Origin of the sequence: Enterobacter wuhouensis, assembly GCF_035835995.1 — a bacterium.
Lineage (GTDB): Bacteria > Pseudomonadota > Gammaproteobacteria > Enterobacterales > Enterobacteriaceae > Enterobacter > Enterobacter wuhouensis.
This window is the reverse complement of the sequence record NZ_CP142124.1, coordinates 4,051,625-4,072,395: the sequence shown is the minus strand read 5'-3', so window position 1 is coordinate 4,072,395 and position 20,771 is coordinate 4,051,625. Positions and strand designations below refer to the sequence as shown.

The window sequence follows — 20,771 nt, the reverse complement described above, 5'->3', positions numbered from 1 at the left end:
CGTGGGAGAGGGCTGGGGTGAGGGCGTCAAACCGCACGATGGTTCTTCCTGTACTGCAGCGGCGTCTCCCCAATCCCTTTTTTGAACGCGCTGATAAACCACGTCACGTCGGAAAAACCCGTCTGCGCCGCGATGTCCCGCACGCTCGAATCCGTGTGAAGCAAAGACTCGCAGGCCTTGCGCAGCCGTAACGTATTCAGATAGTCGTGGATCTTCTCGCCCGTCTCCGCATGGAATTTTCGCGACACGTAGCTGCGCGATTTCCCCAGCTCTTCGGCCAGCGCGTCGAGCCGGAATTTTTCCTGGTAATGCTCGTCCAGCCAGAACATCACCTGGCTTGCGATCCCCTGGCTGCTGCCCGGCGCGCCGGCGTTATCGTCCGGCAGCATGGCAAACAGGCTTATCAACATCCCGGCGATGCTCTCGCTGTTCATGGGAGACTGATAACAGCCCAGCAGGTGATCGATATGCTGACGGCAATGCGCCAGGTCAGCGACCCACGCCTCGCCGCCGCGGCGCGAAAGCCGCTCCAGCCGCTGTCGGGTTTGCGGGAAATCGCGCAGGGTTTTCATCACGGCATGATGGTCGAGATGGATGATGGTGCGCCGGTAAATCGCTTCGGCCTGCTCGTCTACCATCACCTTGTGCAGCGTAAACGGCGGAAAGAAAAAAAGCCGCCCGGGGCGCATGGTGTAATGGCGGTTGTCGACAATCGCCACGCCAAACCCTTCTTCCACATACAGAATTTCCAGACACTGGTGCCAGTGGTGGTAACGCACCGTGTTGGCAAAGAGGCGGCTGAACGACACGACGGTGTCGTTCAGGGTAATCAGCTCAAGACGGTCGGATATCGGCGTGTCGCGCATAGTGCAATAAAACTCAACTTTTTCCCGTAACAACCACGTTATAAACCACCTTTTTAAATTTTCTTAACTGCGGGTTTATTCATCGCTCTTAGCTGTGACATGGCTAACATTTCTGCCCCTTGTGGATTCACTATGCTTTGCCGCAGTTGATTACGAGGGCAAACCAATGTGGGCGGTAAATAAAGAAAAATCAAATCCGTTGTCTTCACGCCGGGACGTAGTGGCGTATCTGAACGAGATGCTGGGCGCGCTGGATAAGCAGTTTCCGCCGGGCGGTTCCCGCTTCTCTCTGGGGGAAACCTGTGCGCATTACGCAACGGACATTGCGCAGATGGAAGGGCTTTCCCGCGCGCTGTGGGGGCTGTTTCCGCTGATGGCGGGCGGCGACGCCACGCCGTTTAGCGAGAAGTACATAACGGCCATCAGGCTCGGCACCGATCCGCAAAGCGCAGGCTACTGGGGCGAAGCCGGCCCTTACGATCAGCGCCTTGTAGAGATGGCGGCCTACGGTCTGGGGCTGTCCCTGCTGGGCGACAAACTCCTCGATCGCTTCACCGAGCGCGAAGTGATGAACCTCCACGCCTGGCTCAGCCAAATTACCGACGCGCAAATGCCGGACAGCAACTGGAACTACTTCGCCATTATGGTCCAGCTCGGCTTCAAACGCGCCGGACTGCCCTATGACCAGGCCGCCATCGATCGCCGCTTTGCGCTGATGGACGCCTACTATCTGGGAGACGGCTGGTATTCCGACGGCCCGGGCCGCCCGAAGGATTATTACATCTCGATGGCTTTCCACTTCTACGGGCTGATCTACGCCACCCTGAGCGGCGACGAGGCGAGGGCGGACGTGCTGCGCGAGCGTTCGCGCCTGTTCGCGGAAGACTTTATCTACTGGTCCGCTGCCGACGGTGCCTCGGTGCCGTTTGGCCGCAGCCTGACCTACCGCTTTGCGATGGTGGCGTTCTGGAGCGCGGTGGCTTTTTCCGGGCTGCAGGTGTTCACGCCGGGCATCGTGAAGGGCATTATTCTGCGCCATCTGCGCTGGTGGCAGCAGCAGCCGATGACCGATCGCGACGGCATTTTGACCCTCGGTTTTGCCTATCCGAACCTCGCAATGTGCGAGGACTATAACTCGCCCGGTTCGCCGTACTGGGCGCTGAAAACCTACCTTATTCTGGCGCTACCGGAGGCACACCCGTTCTGGCTGGCCGATGAGGAGCCGTTACCCGCACTGGCTGAAAAGCACGTGATTCCGCATGCCCAGCAGATCCTTATCCATGCGGAAAAGTCACAGCACGTCACCCTGCTCACCGCCGGACAGCTTGAGCTGAACAACTACGTCAATACCGACGCCAAATACACCAAATTTGCCTACTCCAGCCGCTTCGGCTTCACCATTGAGCGCGGGCGTTTTGGCCTGAAGCATGCCGCCTGCGACTCCATGCTGCTGCTGGCGGACGGAGACGATTACTACCGCGGGCGCCGCGCGTGTGACGCGGTGCGGGTGGACGAAAACTCTATCTACTCGCGCTGGTCGCCGTGGCACGACGTGCATATCGATACCTGGCAAGTGCCGTTCGGAGAGTGGCATCTGCGTCTGCACCGCATCAACAGCGCGCGCGCCCTGCAAACGGCAGAGGGTGGTTTCGCGGTGATGAAAACGGAACATCAGATCCGCGAGCGCGGCTGTTATCTCGCGGCGGAAAACGGCAGCAGCCTGATTGTCGATCTGTCGCCCGCCATCGCTCGCCAGCCGGACAGCATCGTCACGCCGCCAAACAGCAGCATCATGTTCCCGGAGTGCGCCTCCATTCCGCTGTTAAAAACCGATCTCCCGCCAGGGGAAAGCTGGCTCTGCTGCGCCGTCGTTGCCAGCGGATCGCCACACGATGCGGTAGCGCCGCAGCTGAACATCACCCAAAACCAGGTCGTTATTCGCGAACCCGGAAGCGAACGACAAATATCGTTCACGTTATAAAAACTCTGACCCCTACACGTCGGCGAGGATGATATGAAAAATACATCTACAACAAACAGAACCGAATATTACAAAATCAGCAGCTTTATTTTTCTCTATTTCTTTACCTGGTCTGCCAGTATTGGCCTATTGGCTATCTGGCTTGGTCAAAAAGCCAACCTCAGCGGATCGGTTATTGGGACCGTATTTGCCGTAAACGGTATTTTCTCCGTTATTCTCAAACCGATTTACGGCTACATTCTCGATAAGATCGGCATGAGCAAATATCTGCTCTATTTTGTGGTCGCCATGTCGGCCCTGATGGCGCCGTTCTTTATTTACGTCTATCAGCCGCTGTTAATGTCCAACACGATGCTGGGAATTATTATCGGCGCGCTCTATTTAAGCTTTGCCTGGTACGCGGGCGTGGCGGCGTGTGAATCCTATTCCGACCGCTTCAGCCGCCTGAACGGCATGGAGTTCGGGCAGATCCGCATGTGGGGATCGCTCGGCTGGGCGGTGGCGTCTTCGTTCTCCGGCCTGCTGTTTAACCTCTCGCCGGCCTATAACTTCATCATGGGCAGCGTGGCTTCGGTGGTGATGCTGATTGTCCTGCTGAGCCTGAAAGTGAACACTAACTCCGCTCGCGCCGGTGACGTGTTGACCAAAGAGAAAATCGCTCCGTCAGACGTGTATGCCCTGCTGCGAAACCGCAAGTTCTGGGCCTTCTGCCTCTACGTGGCGGGCGTGGCGTGGATGATGTTTATCGCCGAGCAGCAGTTCTCGCGCTATTTCGTCACCTTCTTCGACGATATCCACGAGGGTAACGCGGTGTTTGGTTATCTGGGCACCGTGCAGTCGGGGATGGAGTTCGTCATGTATATGGTGATCCCCCTGTTCGTGAACTTTATTGGCGCCAAGCGCGGGCTGTTAATCGTCGGCCTGGTGGTCGGCGCGCGCCTGATTATTTCCGGCATGTGCGATTCACACCTGTTAATTTCCGTGCTGAAACCGCTGTACGGCCTGGAAATATGCCTGCTGCTGGTGTCGGTCTTTAAATACATCGCCGAGCATTTCGATAAGCGCGTTAACGCCACCATGTATTTACTGGGCTATCAGGCCATGCTCTACGTCGGTAACGTGGTGGTTTCTTCACCTGCGGGATATATGTATGACCGCATCGGCTTTGAGCAGACCTATATCATCATGGGCGCCACGGCGCTGACCTTTACCCTTATTTCTGCCTTTACGTTATCCGCCTGCCAGAGCAAATGGCGCGGGGCCCGCGCGCTGAACGTAGCAGAAACCTCAACACGATAATTACGCCGTCAAAGAAGGAACCGAAATATGTTAAGTCGTATCAAAGAGGAGCGTCTGCCCGCTATCCCTGTGCCCGTTGATTCACGCGCGTTTAGCGATGAACTGAGCACGGCACGCCGCCACGTTCTCGACCTGATCAGCCGTCATTTAACGGAATTCGGCGAGCAGTTTCCAGCGGAAACCTGTAAGGACGGTTTTTATCCGCTGACCGACAACGTGGAGTGGACCACCAGCTTCTGGACCGGCCAGCTGTGGCTGGCGTGGGAGATGAGCGGCGAGGCGAAATTCCGCGCGATGGCGGAAAAACACGTGCGCTCGTTCGGCCTGCGCATCGCCGGGCGCAGCGACACCAACACCCACGATTTGGGCTTCCTGTACACGCTCTCCTGCGTGGCGGCCTGGCGACTCACCGGCAGCCGCGAGGCGCGCGGCTTCTCCCTGCTGGCGGCAGAGGCGCTGCTGGAGCGCTTCCATGAAAAGGCGAAGATCATTCAGGCGTGGGGCGATCTCGCTGACCCGGAGCAGGCCGGACGGATGATCATTGACTGCAACATGAACCTGCCGCTGCTGTACTGGGCGACGGAACAAACGGGCGATCCGCGCTTTGCCGACGCTGCAAAAGCGCACGTCATGCAGGCGGCGACGTACCTGATTCGCGAAGATGCCTCGACGTTCCACACCTACTATATGGATGTGAACACCGGCGCGCCGCGCTACGGCAATACCCAGCAGGGCTACGCCGACGACTCATGCTGGTCGCGCGGGCAGGCGTGGGGGATTTACGGCTTCCTGCTGAGCTATATCTATACCGGCGACGAGACGATGATCGCCCTGTCGAAGCGGCTGGCGAACTATTTCCTCAACCGTCTGCCGGAAGATTACGTCTGCCACTGGGATCTGGCGCTGGTAGGTACGGACGCGCTGCGCGATTCGTCTTCGGCGGCCATCGCGGTATGCGGCCTGCTGGAGCTGGTGAAGCATCTTCCGATCACGGATCCGGATCGCGAACGCTATCTGGAGTGGGCGAAAGGGATCATGTCGTCGCTGACGAAGCACTACCTGATGGGCAAAGACGAGAAGGGTAACGGGCTGCTGAAGCACTCGGTGTATCACCTGGCGAGCAATAAGGGCGTGGACGAGTGCGCGAGCTGGGGAGATTACTTCTACGTTGAGGCGCTGGTGCGCTTCACCCAGAGCTGGAAGCTGTACTGGTAAAACAGCCGGGGGGACGTCCCCCGGCTATGCGGTTACGCTTTCGGAATACGCAGCGTCTGGCCGGGGTAGATTTTATCCGGGCTGGAGAGCATCGGGCGGTTGGCCTCGAAAATCTTGTTGTACTGGTTGGCATCGCCGTACACGGTTTTGGAGATGGCGCTCAGGGTATCGCCAGATTTCACCGTATAGTACGTGGCTTCATCTTTGGCATCGGTGGCGGTGATATTGTTCTCAACCTCGCTCACCCCCGCGATGTTCCCCACGGCAACCTGGATTTTCTCTTTCTGCTCCTGCGTCAGCCCGTCACCCGTGACGCTGGCTTTGCCGTCGGTAACGGTGACCTGGACTTTATCCGCGCCAGGAATATTCAGCTTTTTGAGGTGCTCGCTGACTTTGTCGCCTGCATCCTTATGCGACTCTGTGAGGTTGTCCCACAGTTTCTCACCTGCTTCTTTAACGAAATTAAAAAGACCCATTCCATCCTCCTGTTAACAATGAAGTCAGAATAAGCATAGCAGTTGGGTTTTAAGGTGATAAAAAAGCCCGGTGGCGCTAGCGCTTACCGGGCCTGAATGTGTTCTCCCTCTCCCTGTGGGAGAGGGCGGGGTGAGGGGAAACTTAAACCCCTTGCTCCAGAATGCGGATGTGCGTTTCCAGAACGTCAGCTTTCACCGCGTCGCTCCACGCTTTCATGTGCGGGGTCTGCAGGTGCGCTTCGAGGTGCGCGACGGTTTCCCACTGCTCAACCATGATGATGGAGTCGGGTGCGGTCGCCTGGAAGCTCGCCTCGGTGGCGGCGTCAACCATCGGCGCGTAGCCGTGGCAGCCTTCTTCTTTCAGTACGGTTGGGATAATCTTCGCGAACTGATCCAGCACCGCCTGGCGGTGATGTTGACCTGGACGAGTACGGATTTCTGCGATAACGGTAAGCATGGTTACTACTCCTTTAATTCCAGGCTACCAGTTAAGCAAAAATTTCCGCGAGATGCTTGCGATATTCTGCGATATAGCGCGGGACGTCAGGCATTTTAATCACGTCGTTGACGATAAAGGTCGGCAGCGGGTCCATGCCCAGGAACTGATTCGCCTTGTGGAACGGCAGGTAAGCGCCGTCAACGCCCACGCCTTCGAAGAACTGATCTTTCTCGGTGAAGGCTTCCATCGGGGCGTTCCAGGTCAGGGAGAGCATATATTTTTTGCCCTGAATCAGGCCGCCGGAGCCGTATTTTTTCGACGCGTCTGAGCGGGTACGGCCGTCGCTGGCATACAGCGAGCCGTGGCCTTCGGTGAACACGTCGTCCATGTATTTTTTCACGGTCCACGGCGCGCCCATCCACCAGCCCGGCATCTGCCAGATCACCACGTCAGCCCACAGGAAGTTCTGCACTTCGGCCTTCACGTCGTAGTTGCTGTCCGCGCGCACGACCTTAACATCATGCCCGGCGTCGCGCAGGAAACCGTCCGCGACCTCGGTCAGGGTGTCATTCAGCTGGCCTTTTGAGTGGGCGAATTCTTTCGCGCCGTTGATAATCAGAATGTTGCTCATTATTTGTCCTCGGTGTTGAGAGTATGCCAGGTATTCTACGCGCGAGGACGGAGCGGAAAAATGAGCAAAATGTGCAAAGTCTTTTGCATTCAGCGCAATAATCGCTTACCAGCTTATTGTCACCTCAAAGCCACCCTGAGCCGCGTTGCCCAGCGCAACGCGCATGCCGTGCAGAGCAGCAATACGCTTCACGATGGATAACCCCAGCCCGCTGCCCGTTTCATCCTGCCCAGGCGGACGATAGAAGCGCTCGCCGATCCGCGCCAGCGCGTCGGGAGAAATCCCCGGGCCGTTGTCGCGCACCGTAAAGCGCCGGGCGTCCAGCGTTACGTCAATCAGGCTGCCGCGCGGGCTGTAGCGGATGGCGTTATCCAATAGGTTACGCACCAGCAAGCTGAGGAGCAGCCGCTGGCCGGTGCGTTTCACCTCCGGCGCGTTGACGTTCAGGCGAATGTCGATACCCGCCTGCTGCGCCGGATGATAAATATCCATCACCGCCGACTGCAGTAAATCGGCGATCGCGATCGGCTCCACGTCGTCGAGATTGTCGAGCGAGTCGAGGCGCGAAAGCGTAAGAAGCTGATCCACCAGCCGGGACGCGCGGTCGATACCCGCATGAAGCTGCGTCAGCGCTTTTGCCTGCGCCTGCGGATCGTCCAGATACAGCTGCGCCACGTCGGTTTGCACCTTCAGCGCGGCCAGCGGGCTGCGCAGCTCGTGGGCGGCATCGGAGGTGAAGCGGCGCTCGCGGCTCATCATCTCCTGCGTGCGGGTAAACAGGTGGTTCAACGCGTCTAGCAGGGGGCGCACTTCCGTCGGTACGCCTTCCGTCGGCAGTTTATCGGTGGCGTCCGGAGAGCGTGAACGCAGGGTCGTCGCGAGCTTTTTCAGCGGCCTCAGCTCGCGGCCCAGCAGCAGGATTAACAGCAAAAGCATCACGGGCAGCGCCACCAGCCACGGCGTGAGCTGCGAACTCACCACGTCCAGCGCCATATCCTGGCGATACTCCCACTCCTGGCCGACCACCACGCGGTACTTACCGTCCGGCGACGTCAGCCACAGGAAGCGCCATTCGTCGCTGTCGTCCTGAAGCCGTCCGTCAGCAAACCCGTCGCGACGGTAGTGATACGGGATATCGCGCCCGTTTTCGCCGTCGTTGAGGATCATGCTGCCGTCGGCGCTAAAGATGGCGAAGGCCAGCGCGTCATCGTCCAGATGTCCGTGCCTGGCTTTTTTCGGTATCTCGCGCATCCGTTCCGGCGCGCGAAGCTCGTCCAGATCCATCGTCAGCAGCCGTTTCGCAAACAGCATCTGCTGGGTATCAAACAGCTTGTCGAGCTTATGCGTCGTCTGCTGCCAGGCGACAAGGCTTGCGGCAAACCAGGCTGCCAGAGACAGCAGCAGGAACAGCAGCGTCAGGCGGAGCTTCAGGCTCAGTTTCATGCGTCACCCAGGGTATAGCCGATGCCGTGGACGGTGCGGATAAAGTCGCTCCCGAGCTTGCGGCGAAGATGATGGACGTGGACCTCCACAGCGTTGCTGGAGACATCGTCATCCCAGGTATAGAGCTTTTCTTCAATCGTTTTGCGGGGAAGCACGCGGCCCGCGTTGCGCATCAGCAGCTCCAGCAGGGCGAACTCTTTTGGCTTGAGGGTAAGCGCTTCGCCGTTAAGCGTGGCGACAAGGCCGGTCGGATCCAGCGTCACCTTGCCGTGACGAAGCTCGCTGCGCGCCTGGCCGTGGCTGCGGCGCACCAGCGCTTCAAGGCGGGCTGCGACTTCGATCAGGGCAAACGGCTTACAGAGATAATCGTCCGCGCCCAGGCGTAGCCCGTCGACGCGCTGGTTCAGCGCATCCCGCGCCGTCAGAATCAGTACCGGTTCGCTGCGCTTGCTTTCGCGCCAGGCGAGGAGGATCTCAAGCCCGTCAATTTCCGGCAGGGTCAGATCAAGCACCACAGCATCATAGGGCGCGGAATACAGCGCGGCCTGCCCGGTTTTGCCGTCGGTAAACCAGTCCACGCTAAAGCCCATTTTGCTTAATCCTGCCTTAATGCCGTCGCCGATAAGCCTGTCGTCTTCTACCAGTAAAATGCGCATGTTCCCTCCTTGATGCCGTCAGTAAACCCTCTGTACGCGCATGCTGTACAGTAAAAATAAATAAATTTTCCCCTTAAGAAGTTGTTAAGGATTACCCTGTTTAATGGATTGCGAAACCACATTAAAGGGAGAGATTAATATGAAAAAATTCGCTGCACTTGCTGCCATCATGATGATGACCACTGCCCCTGTTTTTGCTGCGCAGGGCGGATTTAACGGCCCGTCCGCAACGGCGCCCCAGACCCAAACCCAGCAGGGCGGTTTTGTTGATAACAACGCCAACCTGACGACGGCGGCAAAAGTGAAAGACCTGAAGGACGATGCCTGGGTGAAGCTGCGCGGTAACATCACCGAGCGCCTGTCCGATGACCGCTACACCTTCCGCGATGAAACCGGCACGGTGGTGGTTGAGATCGACCACAAGCGCTGGAACGGCGTGACCGTCAGCCCGCAGGATAAGGTTGAGCTTCAGGGTAAAGTCGATAAAGACTGGAACGAGTTTGAAATCGACGTGAAGCAGGTTATCAAGCTGAACAAATAACCCGGAAAGGGCCGCTTATGCGGCCCTTTTTCTTTGTGACTCAATTCGTCAGATGAGGTAGTATCTGCGGCAATATTGCCTGAAACCCTTCGGTTTCTGAGTTGAGGAATCACACGTAATGAGCGATATGGCAGAGCGCCTCGCGCTACATGAATTCACGGAAAACGCCTACCTGAACTACTCCATGTACGTCATCATGGACAGGGCGTTGCCGTTTATCGGGGATGGCCTGAAGCCCGTTCAGCGCCGCATCGTCTATGCGATGTCCGAGCTGGGGCTGAGCGCCAGCGCCAAGTTCAAAAAATCCGCCCGTACCGTCGGTGACGTACTGGGTAAATACCATCCGCACGGCGACAGCGCCTGCTATGAAGCGATGGTATTAATGGCGCAGCCGTTCTCTTACCGCTACCCGCTGGTGGACGGGCAGGGGAACTGGGGGGCGCCGGACGATCCAAAATCTTTCGCCGCAATGCGTTATACCGAATCCCGCCTGTCCAAATATGCCGAAGTGCTGCTGGGCGAGCTGGGTCAGGGAACCGTTGACTGGGTGCCAAACTTCGACGGTACGATGCAGGAGCCGAAGATGCTGCCTGCGCGTCTGCCGAACATCCTGCTGAACGGCACCACCGGTATTGCCGTGGGTATGGCGACGGACATTCCGCCGCACAACCTGCGCGAAGTGGCGAAGGCCGCCATCACCCTGATCGAGCAGCCGAAAACCTCGCTGGACGAGCTGCTGGATATCGTGCAGGGGCCGGACTACCCGACCGAAGCCGAAATCATCACCTCGCGCGCGGAAATCCGCAAAATCTACCAGAACGGCCGCGGCTCCGTGCGCATGCGCGCGGTGTGGAATAAAGAGGACGGCGCAGTCGTCATCACCGCGCTGCCGCATCAGGTTTCCGGTGCCAAAGTGCTGGAGCAGATCGCCTCCCAGATGCGCAATAAAAAGCTGCCGATGGTGGACGACCTGCGCGACGAATCCGACCACGAGAACCCGACCCGTCTGGTGATCGTGCCGCGCTCGAACCGCGTGGACATGGAGCAGGTGATGAACCACCTGTTCGCCACCACCGATCTGGAAAAAAGCTACCGCATCAACCTGAACATGATCGGCCTCGACGGGCGTCCGGCGGTGAAAAACCTGCTGGAGATCCTCACCGAATGGCTGGCGTTCCGCCGCGATACGGTGCGCCGTCGTCTGAATCACCGTCTGGAAAAAGTGCTTAAGCGCCTGCATATCCTCGAAGGTTTGCTGGTGGCGTTCCTCAATATCGACGAAGTGATTGAGATTATTCGTACCGAGGACGAACCGAAGCCCGCGCTGATGTCGCGTTTCGGCATCAGCGAAACCCAGGCCGAAGCGATCCTTGAGCTGAAGCTGCGCCATCTCGCCAAACTGGAAGAGATGAAGATCCGCGGCGAGCAGAACGAGCTGGAAAAAGAGCGCGATCAGCTGCAGGCGATCCTCGCGTCCGAGCGCAAGATGAACACCCTGCTGAAGAAAGAGCTGCAGGCCGATGCCGACGCCTTCGGCGACGACCGTCGTTCTCCGCTGCACGAGCGCGAAGAAGCGAAGGCGATGAACGAGCACGACATGCTGCCGTCCGAGCCGGTGACCATCGTGCTGTCTCAGAGCGGCTGGGTGCGTAGCGCCAAAGGCCACGATATTGACGCGCCGGGCCTGAGCTACAAGGCGGGCGACAGCTTTAAAGCGGCGGTGAAGGGCAAGAGCAACCAGCCGGTGGCGTTTATCGACTCTACGGGCCGCAGCTACGCCATCGACCCGATCACGCTGCCATCCGCGCGCGGGCAGGGCGAGCCGCTCACCGGCAAGCTGACGCTGCCGCCGGGCGCGACCGTTGACCATATGCTGATGGAAGCCGACGAGCAGAAGCTGCTGATGGCCTCGGATGCGGGCTACGGCTTTATCTGTACCTTTAACGATCTGGTGTCGCGCAACCGCGCCGGTAAAGCATTAATCAGCCTGCCGGACAACGCCCACGTGATGACGCCGCTGGTGATTGAGGACGAAAGCGATATGCTGCTGGCGATCACCACCGCCGGACGTATGCTGATGTTCCCGGTCAGCGACCTGCCGGAGCTGTCTAAAGGTAAAGGCAACAAAATCATTAACATCCCGTCGGCGGAAGCGGCAAAAGGCGAAGATGGCCTGGCGCACCTCTTCCTCCTGCCGCCGCAGAGCACGCTGACCATTCACGTCGGCAAGCGCAAAATCAAGCTGCGTCCGGAAGAGCTGCAGAAGGTGGTCGGTGAGCGCGGACGCCGCGGCTCGCTGATGCGCGGCCTGCAGCGGATCGACCGCGTGGAGATTGACTCGCCTGCGCGCAGCCAGGCGGGCGACAGCGAAGAGTAATCTGTTTCACCCCCTCTGTTCCGGAGGGGGTATTACCGTAAAATTTCCCGTAAAAACGTTGTTAATTCGTGCGTTGCGATTAACAATACGCGCTCGTAATAAAGTCCTTACCTGGCCACAGGTGAAGTATAATTGTCAGCTGTTTGGGCTTCAGAGGTCGCTATGCTATACATTGTTCGTCTCATTATTACCGTTATCTACTGCATTCTGGTCTGTGTATTCGGCTGCATCTACTGCCTGTTCAGTCCGCGTAATCCTAAGCATGTCGCCACGTTTGGCCATATGTTTGGTCGCCTTGCGCCGCTGTTTGGCCTGAAGGTGGAAAAACGCCTGCCGGAAGGCGCTGAGCACTTCGGCAACGCCATCTATATCGCAAACCATCAGAACAACTACGATATGGTGACCGCCGCAAACATCGTACTGCCGCCAACCGTGACGGTGGGGAAAAAGAGCCTGCTGTGGATCCCGTTTTTCGGCCAGCTTTACTGGCTCACCGGAAACCTGCTGATTGACCGTAACAACCGTGCAAAAGCACACAGCACCATTGCAGAAGTGGTCAATCACTTCAAAAAACGCAAAATCTCAATCTGGATGTTCCCGGAAGGGACGCGCAGCCGCGGTCGTGGGCTGCTGCCGTTTAAAACCGGTGCGTTTCATGCCGCAATTGCGGCGGGCGTTCCAATTATTCCCGTGTGCGTTTCCAATACTTCTAATAAGATTAATCTTAACCGCCTGAAAAATGGGCTGGTGATTGTCGAGATGCTGCCGCCGGTGGATACCAGCAAATACGGCAAAGATCAGGTGCGCGAGCTGGCGACACACTGCCGCGAGCTGATGGCGCAGCATATTGCCCAGCTCGACAAAGAAGTCGCAGAGAGAGAAGCCGCCGGTAACGTGTAGTCCGGCGTTTAAAGGGAAAACGAATTCCCGCGTTGTTAGTCGTTTCAGATGGAGCTTATATGTCACTCAGTCGGCGTCAGTTTATTCAGGCTTCGGGGATCGCCCTTTGTGCGGGTGCGATGCCGCTGACAGCCAACGCCGCCGGGCAGCAACCGCCGCTGCCCATCCCGCCGTTGATTGAATCTCGTCGCGGGCAACCGCTATTTTTGACCCTGCAGCGCAGCCACTGGTCGTTTACCCAGGGGACGCGTGCGTCCGTCTGGGGAATTAACGGGCGCTACCTTGGGCCGACCATTCGCGTGTGGAACGGCGATGACGTTAAGCTCATTTACAGTAACCGTACGACGGAAAATGTGGCGATGACCGTCAGCGGCCTGCAGGTCCCTGGGCCGTTGATTGGCGGCGCGGCGCGCATGATGTCGCCCAACGCCGACTGGGCGCCGGTGCTGCCGATCCGTCAGAGCGCCGCGACGTTGTGGTATCACGCGAATACTCCTAACCGCACCGCGCAGCAGGTCTACAACGGCCTGGCCGGCATGTGGCTGATTGAAGATGAGATCAGTAAATCCCTGCCGATCCCAAACCACTACGGCGTGGATGATTTCCCGATCGTTATTCAGGACAAGCGTCTCGATAACTTTGGTACGCCAGAGTACAGCGAGCCGGGCAGCGGTGGCTTTGTTGGCGACACGCTGCTGGTCAACGGCGCGCAAAGTCCGTATGTGGAAGTCTCGCGCGGCTGGGTGCGCCTGCGTCTGCTGAACGCTTCCAACTCGCGCCGCTACCAGCTGCAGATGAGCGATGGCCGCGCGCTGCACGTGATTTCCGGCGATCAGGGCTTCCTGCCCGCGCCGGTTTCCGTGAAGCAGCTGGCGCTTTCGCCGGGTGAACGCCGTGAAATCCTCGTGGATATGACCAACGGGGATGAAGTGTCGCTGACCTGCGGTGAAGCGGCGAGCATTGTCGACCGTATCCGCGGGTTCTTTGAGCCGTCGAGTATTCTGGTTTCTACGCTGGTGCTGACCCTGCGCCCAACCGGCCTGCTGCCGCTGGTCACCGATAGCCTGCCGATGCGCCTGCTGCCGCAGGAGATCGTGAGCGGTGCGCCGGTGCGCAGCCGTGACATCAGCCTGGGCGACGATCCCGGCATCAACGGTGCGCTGTGGGACGTTAACCGCATTGACATCACCGCGCAGCAGGGGACCTGGGAGCGCTGGACGGTTCGCTCGGACATGCCGCAGTCGTTCCATATTGAAGGGGTTTCATTCCTGATCCGCAACGTGAATGGTGCGATGCCGTTCCCGGAAGACCGCGGCTGGAAGGACACCGTCTGGGTGGATGGCCAGGTCGAGCTGCTCGTCTACTACGGTCAGCCATCGTGGCCGCACTTCCCGTTCCTGTTCCACAGCCAGACGCTGGAGATGATGGACCGCGGATCGGTGGGGCAGATGCTGGTAAATCCGGTGCCGTAAATTTTCCCCCTCACCCCGGCCCTCTCCCCAGAGGGGCGAGGGTGAAAGACCGCTCCGGGCAGTACCCTCTCCCCTTTGGGGAGAGGGTTAGGGTGAGGGGGATAACAGCCCGCATAATACCCCTTCATTTCCCACATTGTTCCAGCGTATAATCCCCGCCCTTTTGTCTATTTTTTCTTCGGAAGCACTATGAGCGCAATTTCCCTGATCCAGCCGGATCGTGACCTCTTCTCCTGGCCCCAGTACTGGGCGGCCTGCTTTGGACCGGCGCCGTTCCTGCCGATGTCCCGCGAAGAGATGGACCAACTGGGCTGGGATAGCTGCGACATCATTCTGGTCACGGGCGATGCGTACGTTGACCACCCGAGCTTTGGCATGGCCATCTGTGGCCGTATGCTCGAAGCGCAGGGCTTCCGCGTGGGGATCATCTCCCAGCCTGACTGGAACAGCAAAGACGACTTTATGCGTCTGGGCAAGCCGAACCTGTTCTTCGGCGTGACCGCAGGCAACATGGACTCGATGATCAACCGCTACACCGCCGACCGCAAGCTGCGCCACGACGACGCCTACACTGCCGATAACGTGGCGGGCAAACGTCCGGACCGCGCGACTCTCGTCTACACCCAGCGATGCAAAGAAGCATGGAAAGACGTGCCGGTCATCCTGGGCGGGATCGAGGCGAGCCTGCGCCGTACCGCGCACTACGACTACTGGTCCGATACCGTGCGCCGTTCGGTGCTGGTGGATTCCAAGGCCGACATGCTGATCTTCGGCAACGGTGAACGCCCGCTGGTGGAAGTGGCGCACCGTCTGGCGCAGGGCGAACCGGTTGGCGACATCCGCGACGTGCGCAACACCGCGATCATGGTAAAAGAAGCGCTGCCGGGCTGGAGCGGGGTAGATTCCCGCATCATCGACATGCCGGGCAAAATCGACCCAATCCCGCACCCGTACGGCGAAGATCTGCCGTGTGCGGACAACAAGCCGGTTGAGCCGAAAAAAGCCGAAGCCAAAGCCGTTGTGGTACAGCCGCCGCGTCCGAAGCCGTGGGAAAAGACCTACGTTCTGCTGCCGTCCTTCGAGAAGGTGAAAAGCGACAAGGTGCTCTACGCGCACGCCTCGCGTATTCTGCACCACGAAACCAACCCGGGCTGCGCCCGCGCGCTGATGCAAAAGCACGGCGAGCGCTATATCTGGGTTAACCCGCCGGCGATCCCGCTCTCTACCGAAGAGATGGACAGCGTCTTTGCCCTGCCGTACAAGCGCGTGCCGCACCCGGCGTACGGCAACGCCCGTATCCCGGCGTATGAGATGATCCGCTTTTCGATCAACATCATGCGCGGCTGCTTCGGCGGCTGCTCCTTCTGCTCCATTACCGAGCACGAAGGCCGTATTATTCAGAGCCGCTCCGAGGATTCGATCGTCAACGAGATCGAAGCCATTCGCGACACGGTGCCGGGCTTTACCGGCATCATCTCCGATCTGGGTGGCCCGACCGCCAACATGTACATGCTGCGCTGCAAGTCGCCGCGCGCGGAGCAAACCTGCCGTCGTCTTTCGTGCGTTTACCCGAGCATCTGCGAGCATATGGACACCAACCACGAGCCGACGATCAACCTCTACCGCCGCGCGCGCGACCTGAAGGGCATCAAGAAGATCCTGATCGCGTCCGGCGTGCGTTACGACATTGCGGTAGAAGATCCGCGCTACATCAAAGAGCTGGCGACGCACCACGTCGGCGGCTATCTGAAGATCGCGCCGGAGCACACCGAAGAAGGCCCGCTGTCGAAGATGATGAAGCCGGGTATGGGCAGCTACGACCGCTTTAAGGAGCTGTTCGACACCTACTCGAAGCAGGCGGGTAAAGAGCAGTATCTGATCCCGTACTTCATCTCTGCCCATCCGGGCACGCGCGATGAGGACATGGTTAACCTGGCGCTGTGGCTGAAGCAGCGCCGCTTCCGTCTGGATCAGGTGCAGAACTTCTACCCGTCGCCGCTCGCCAACTCGACGACCATGTATTACACCGGCAAAAACCCGCTGAGCAAGATTGGCTATAAGAGTGAAGACGTGGTGGTGCCTAAAGGGGATAAGCAGCGCCGTCTGCATAAAGCGCTGCTGCGCTATCACGATCCGAAAAACTGGCCACTAATCCGCCAGGCGCTGGAAGACATGGGTAAAAAACATCTGATCGGCTCGCGTCGCGACTGTCTGGTGCCTGCGCCGACGCTGGATGAGATGCGCGAAGCGCGCCGTCAGAACCGTCACACGCGCCCGGCGCTGACCAAGCACACGCCGATTGTGCATCAGCGTTCGAACGGTGGGGTGGGAACGAAGAAGAGCGTAAAACGTAAGATCGGTTAAACCTGTAACAATGCCCGGTGGCGCTGCGCTTACCGGGCCTACAGGTCAGCGCGTAGGCCGGGTAAGGCGAAGCCGCCACCCGGCTTTTTTACGCGACTACCCGCCAAACTGGTCCGGGTCCGGCCCAAGCCGCTTGCCCTTATCCAGCTTCGCAATCTCACCCAGCTCATCTTTATCCAGGCGGAAATCCCAGACGTCGAAGTTCTCGGCGATGCGCGACGGGGTGACCGATTTCGGGATCACCACCAGGCCGCTGTCCAGATGCCAGCGAATGACGATTTGCGCCGGGGTCTTGCCGTATTTATCCGCCAGGTCGCGGATAATTTTCTGATCGAATACCCCTTCGCCGCCCTGCGCCAGCGGGCTCCAGGACTCGGTCTGGATCTTGTGCGTGGCGTTCCAGGCGTGCAGCTGGCGCTGCTGCATCAGCGGGTGCAGCTCAATCTGGTTGATTACCGGCGCGACGCCCGTCTCATCAATCAGGCGCTGCAGGTGGTGCACCTGGAAGTTACATACGCCGATGCTTTTCACCAGACCCTCTTTTTGCAGCTCAATCATGCCCTTCCAGGCATCCACATAATGATCGATAGCCGGAACAGGCCAGTGCATCAGGTACAGGTCCACGAAATCGAGCTGGAGCTTATCCAGACTTTCCTGCAGGGCTTCATGAGGGCGTTTCTGATCGTCATTCCACAGCTTGGTGGTAATGAAAAGGTCGTCGCGGGGCATGCCGGCGCTGGCCAGCGCCTTACCCACGCCGTCCTCATTTTTGTATGCGGCGGCGGTATCGATGGAACGATAGCCGACTTCCAGGGCTTTATGAATGGCGGACACGACCTCGTCGTTACCGGCTTTCCATACGCCTAGCCCCAACTGGGGCATCACGTTGCCGTCCTGCAGCTTGATTACGGTTTGGTTTGCCATTTTTCCTCCTTCAGGTACGCATCGTCGAAGGACTACTCCGACGATGTGGTGTGCATTAAGTCTGGACGAAATGTCAAAAAACGAAAGTCAGGATCTCAAAAACGCCTAGCGTGCCGCTTCGTAGATGCGGCGGCTCACGTCCAGCGTAATGTCGCCATGCTCGCCCAGCTGGGTCATGCCGTGCTCTTCCAGTTTCGCCAGCAGGGCAGGGATGGAGCTGCCGTCCAGACCGTAGCCGGAGAGACGCGTTGGCACGCCCAGGCTTTCAAAGAAGCTGCGGGTCGCTTCGATGGCGGCATCGATACGCGCATCGTCCGAACCCTCGGTGATATTCCACACGCGCTCGGCGTACTGCAGCAGCTTCGCGCGTTTGGCGTCGCGTTTTTCATTCCACAGGGCAGGCAGAACGACGGCCAGCGTCTGGGCGTGGTCCAGACCGTGCATCGCCGTCAGCTCGTGGCCCAGCATGTGGGTTGCCCAGTCCTGCGGCACGCCTGCGCCGATCAGGCCGTTCAGCGCCTGAGTAGCTGCCCACATGACGTTGGCACGCACGTCATAGTTTTCCGGTTCTTTCAGCGCTTTCGGGCCATCTTCAACCAGCGTCAGCAGAATGCCTTCCGCGAAACGATCCTGAATTTTAGCATCCACCGTATACGTCACGTACTGCTCAACGGTGTGAACAAAGGCATCCACCACGCCGTTCGCCACCTGACGCGCAGGCAGGGTGTAGGTGTAAACCGGATCGAGGATCGCGAATACAGGCTGAACGTGTTCGTTCATAAAGGCCTGTTTGTCGCCCGTGGTTTTACGGGAGATAACGGCACCTTTGTTGGATTCAGAGCCGGTGGCTGGCAGAGTCAGCACGGAGCCCATTGGGATCGCGCTTTTAATGTCGCTGCCGCGGGTTTCCAGAATGTGCCACGGATCGATGCCGTCAGCGTAGTGCGCTGCCGCCGCGATGAATTTGGTGCCGTCCAGCACGGAACCGCCGCCAACGGCCAGCAGGAAGGTAATCTTCTCTTCGCGGGCGATTTTCACCGCGTTCATCAGCGTTTCGTAAGACGGGTTTGGCTCGATGCCGCCAAACTCACGCACGTCCAGGCCTTCCAGCGCGCTGTAGACCTGATCCAGCACGCCGGTTTTTTTCACGCTGCCGCCGCCGTAGGTGATCAGCACGCGGGCGTCAGAGGGGATTTGATCGCGCAGGTCGGCGATGGCGTCTTTACCAAACAGAATGCGGGTTGGGGTGTGAAGATTGAAGTTGTTCATTGCTCGTTCCCTTGTGTGGGTGAAAAACCGCGGTGGCGCAGATGGCTACCTGATGCTGCACATTGTGGCCGCGCGGCGCTATCCTCTCAATGCACATTCCTGCCGATGTCTTGCCCATTTCTACAGGGCGCTGGAGAATCCACGAGAAAATGCGCACACTGTATGGGTCGGAAACCGTACCCGGAGTCAGAAAAAATGCACCGCGATGAAATCTGTTTACAGCTCACCTCTCAGATTAAAAGGCTGATAGATAAGGATAATCTCTCTGGCGAGCTGCTGCCCGATATCCGCCTGCTCTACGGTACGCAGCCAGGTGCACGCACCCCGGTGATGTACCAGCCCGGCATCGTTTTTCTCTTTTCCGGCCATAAAATTGGCTATATCAACGAGCGCGTGTTCCGCTACGACACCAATGAATATCTGCTTCTGACCGTACCTTTACCCTTCGAATGTGAAACCTTCGCGACAGAGGCGGTGCCGCTGGCCGGTATTCGCGTCAACGTCGATATTCTTCAGCTGCAGGAGCTGCTGATGGAGATTGGCGAAGACGAGCTTTTCCAGCCGTCGATGGCGGCAAGCGGGATTAACTCAGCGACGCTGTCGGAGGAGATCCTCTGCGCTATTGAACGTCTGCTGGACGTGATGGAGAGGCCGCTGGATGCTCGTATTCTCGGCAAACAGATCGTCCGCGAGATCCTTTACCACGTGCTGCTGGGGCCGGGCGGCGGGGCGCTGCTGGCGCTGGTGAGTCGCCAGACGCACTTCAGCCTGATCAGCCGCGTGCTGAAGCGCATTGAGAGCCAGTACACGGAAAACCTCAGCGTTGACCAGCTGGCGGCGGAGGCGAACATGAGCGTCTCGGCGTTCCATCATAACTTTAAGTCAGTCACCAGCACCTCGCCGCTGCAGTACCTCAAAACCTACCGGCTACACAAGGCGCGTATGCTGATGATCCACGACGGCATGAAGGCCAGCGCGGCGGCGATGCGGGTTGGGTACGAAAGCGCGTCGCAGTTCAGTCGGGAGTTTAAGCGTTATTTCGGCGTTACGCCGGGGGAAGATGCGTCGCGCATCAGAACCATGCAGGGAGCTTAGGCGTTTTTCCCTCTCCCCTGTGGGGAGAGGGTCAGGATGAGGGGATCACGCGCTGCAGTATTTCTTCTTAATCACCACCGCAATCGTCCCCACCAGTCCGGCAACCAGCAGAAAGATCGGCAGCACCATCAGGAAGGTCATCACCTGATCTTCGTGATGTTTAACAAAGGGGATCATGTTCAGCGCATAGCCGAGCGTGGTCACTACGCCAACCCACAGCAGGGCGCTCAGCCAGTTAAAGAACTGGAAGCGGCGGTTCGACAGCCCGGAGATGCCCGCCATCGTAGGCAGAAGCGTGCGAACGAATGCCAGGAAACGCCCGGCCAGCAGCGCCAGAAGGCCGTGACGATCAAACATACAGGTCGCGCGCTGATGGTATTTATGCGGCAGCTGCGCCAGCCAGCCTTTCACTACGCGGGTGTTGCCCAGCCAGCGGCCCTGCAGATAGCTCAGCCAGCAGCCCAGGCTGGCGGCAGACGTCAGGATAACCATCGTCGGGGTGAAGTCCATAACGCCTTTACCGATCAGCGCCCCTGCAAGCAAAAGCAGGCTGTCGCCGGGTAAAAATGAGGCTGGCAGCAGTCCATTTTCCAGAAACAGGGTAGCGAACATCACGAAGTAGACAATGCCTACGACGTGAGGATCGGCCAGCGCGGCAAAATCGTGTTGCCAGAGCGCGGCAATAATATCTTGAATAACAGCCATGGACTTTCCTGTGGAACAGCATTTATAGCACTATTGTACTCCCTAATTCGCGCGTTAGGTTTGATCGCGGGCGCAAGTCATGCAGACTTTTCTTGTGGCGGTGTTCACGAAAGCGTCC

The 20,771-nt window shown here is 58.6% G+C and carries 18 protein-coding genes; 9 read left to right on the top strand and 9 right to left on the bottom strand.

Annotation, left to right across the window (positions count from 1 at the left end):
* Positions 1 to 26: 26 nt before the first annotated feature.
* Entirely contained in the window at positions 27 to 866 is an 840-nt protein-coding gene (locus tag VPX56_RS19365) for an AraC family transcriptional regulator (protein WP_131633503.1), read from the bottom strand.
* A 166-nt stretch (positions 867 to 1,032) separates the two neighbouring features.
* On the opposite strand from VPX56_RS19365, the gene VPX56_RS19360 reads away from it, so the two are divergent.
* From VPX56_RS19360 to VPX56_RS19350, 3 genes are read left to right on the top strand one after another with little or no spacing between them, the layout of a single operon-like run.
* Complete coding sequence (locus VPX56_RS19360) at positions 1,033 to 2,847, top strand: DUF2264 domain-containing protein (RefSeq protein WP_326468388.1); 1,815 nt, start codon at positions 1,033 to 1,035, stop codon at positions 2,845 to 2,847.
* 33 nt (positions 2,848 to 2,880) lie between these two features.
* Positions 2,881 to 4,146 carry an oligosaccharide MFS transporter gene (locus tag VPX56_RS19355; RefSeq protein ID WP_326468386.1) on the top strand — a complete coding sequence of 422 codons (1,266 nt, stop codon included), beginning with the start codon at positions 2,881 to 2,883 and terminating at the stop codon, positions 4,144 to 4,146.
* Positions 4,147 to 4,173: 27 nt separating this feature from the next.
* On the top strand, positions 4,174 to 5,361 hold the full coding sequence (locus VPX56_RS19350; RefSeq protein WP_326468384.1) for a glycoside hydrolase family 88 protein: 1,188 nt from the start codon (positions 4,174 to 4,176) through the stop codon (positions 5,359 to 5,361).
* 32 nt (positions 5,362 to 5,393) lie between these two features.
* Here VPX56_RS19350 and lysM read toward each other — a convergent pair whose 3' ends face one another.
* The 5 genes from lysM to qseB form a co-directional block, all read right to left on the bottom strand.
* Positions 5,394 to 5,837: a peptidoglycan-binding protein LysM gene (gene lysM, locus VPX56_RS19345; protein ID WP_131633507.1), complete on the bottom strand. Its 444-nt coding sequence runs from the start codon at positions 5,835 to 5,837 to the stop codon at positions 5,394 to 5,396.
* Positions 5,838 to 5,979: 142 nt separating this feature from the next.
* Complete coding sequence (locus tag VPX56_RS19340; RefSeq protein WP_131633508.1) at positions 5,980 to 6,294, bottom strand: putative quinol monooxygenase; 315 nt, start codon at positions 6,292 to 6,294, stop codon at positions 5,980 to 5,982.
* A gap of 31 nt (positions 6,295 to 6,325) precedes the next feature.
* A complete protein-coding gene (locus VPX56_RS19335) occupies positions 6,326 to 6,907 on the bottom strand; it encodes an NAD(P)H-dependent oxidoreductase (protein ID WP_131633509.1) in 582 nt (193 codons plus the stop codon).
* A gap of 105 nt (positions 6,908 to 7,012) precedes the next feature.
* Positions 7,013 to 8,350 (bottom strand): quorum sensing histidine kinase QseC, encoded by a 1,338-nt coding sequence (gene qseC, locus VPX56_RS19330; protein ID WP_263611242.1) that lies wholly within the window; start codon positions 8,348 to 8,350, stop codon positions 7,013 to 7,015.
* Complete coding sequence (gene qseB, locus VPX56_RS19325; protein ID WP_326468377.1) at positions 8,347 to 9,006, bottom strand: quorum sensing response regulator transcription factor QseB; 660 nt, start codon at positions 9,004 to 9,006, stop codon at positions 8,347 to 8,349. The genes qseC and qseB overlap by 4 nt, the downstream gene beginning before the upstream one ends.
* A 139-nt stretch (positions 9,007 to 9,145) precedes the next feature.
* On the opposite strand from qseB, the gene VPX56_RS19320 reads away from it, so the two are divergent.
* The 5 genes from VPX56_RS19320 (at position 9,146) to VPX56_RS19300 (ending at position 16,660) form a co-directional block, all read left to right on the top strand.
* Positions 9,146 to 9,547 carry a YgiW/YdeI family stress tolerance OB fold protein gene (locus tag VPX56_RS19320; protein WP_263611244.1) on the top strand — a complete coding sequence of 134 codons (402 nt, stop codon included), beginning with the start codon at positions 9,146 to 9,148 and terminating at the stop codon, positions 9,545 to 9,547.
* Between the two features lie 118 nt (positions 9,548 to 9,665).
* On the top strand, positions 9,666 to 11,924 hold the full coding sequence (parC, locus tag VPX56_RS19315) for a DNA topoisomerase IV subunit A (RefSeq protein WP_131633513.1): 2,259 nt from the start codon (positions 9,666 to 9,668) through the stop codon (positions 11,922 to 11,924).
* 162 nt (positions 11,925 to 12,086) lie between these two features.
* Entirely contained in the window at positions 12,087 to 12,824 is a 738-nt protein-coding gene (gene plsC, locus VPX56_RS19310; protein ID WP_326468373.1) for a 1-acylglycerol-3-phosphate O-acyltransferase, read from the top strand.
* Between the two features lie 59 nt (positions 12,825 to 12,883).
* Positions 12,884 to 14,296: a cell division protein FtsP gene (gene ftsP, locus VPX56_RS19305; RefSeq protein WP_326468371.1), complete on the top strand. Its 1,413-nt coding sequence runs from the start codon at positions 12,884 to 12,886 to the stop codon at positions 14,294 to 14,296.
* A gap of 189 nt (positions 14,297 to 14,485) precedes the next feature.
* Positions 14,486 to 16,660, top strand: a complete 2,175-nt coding sequence (locus VPX56_RS19300; protein WP_326468369.1) for a YgiQ family radical SAM protein — start codon at positions 14,486 to 14,488, stop codon at positions 16,658 to 16,660.
* A gap of 96 nt (positions 16,661 to 16,756) precedes the next feature.
* On the opposite strand, the gene dkgA is transcribed toward VPX56_RS19300, so the two are convergent.
* Both dkgA and yqhD read right to left on the bottom strand, forming a co-directional pair.
* On the bottom strand, positions 16,757 to 17,584 hold the full coding sequence (gene dkgA / locus VPX56_RS19295) for a 2,5-didehydrogluconate reductase DkgA (protein ID WP_131633517.1): 828 nt from the start codon (positions 17,582 to 17,584) through the stop codon (positions 16,757 to 16,759).
* A 105-nt stretch (positions 17,585 to 17,689) separates the two neighbouring features.
* Entirely contained in the window at positions 17,690 to 18,853 is a 1,164-nt protein-coding gene (gene yqhD / locus VPX56_RS19290; RefSeq protein WP_326468366.1) for an alcohol dehydrogenase, read from the bottom strand.
* Positions 18,854 to 19,048: 195 nt separating this feature from the next.
* Between yqhD and VPX56_RS19285 the strand changes: the two genes are divergently transcribed.
* Positions 19,049 to 19,948 carry an AraC family transcriptional regulator gene (locus VPX56_RS19285; protein WP_326468364.1) on the top strand — a complete coding sequence of 300 codons (900 nt, stop codon included), beginning with the start codon at positions 19,049 to 19,051 and terminating at the stop codon, positions 19,946 to 19,948.
* 45 nt (positions 19,949 to 19,993) lie between these two features.
* Here VPX56_RS19285 and yghB read toward each other — a convergent pair whose 3' ends face one another.
* On the bottom strand, positions 19,994 to 20,653 hold the full coding sequence (gene yghB, locus VPX56_RS19280; protein WP_080328201.1) for a DedA family general envelope maintenance protein YghB: 660 nt from the start codon (positions 20,651 to 20,653) through the stop codon (positions 19,994 to 19,996).
* Positions 20,654 to 20,771: the final 118 nt, after the last annotated feature.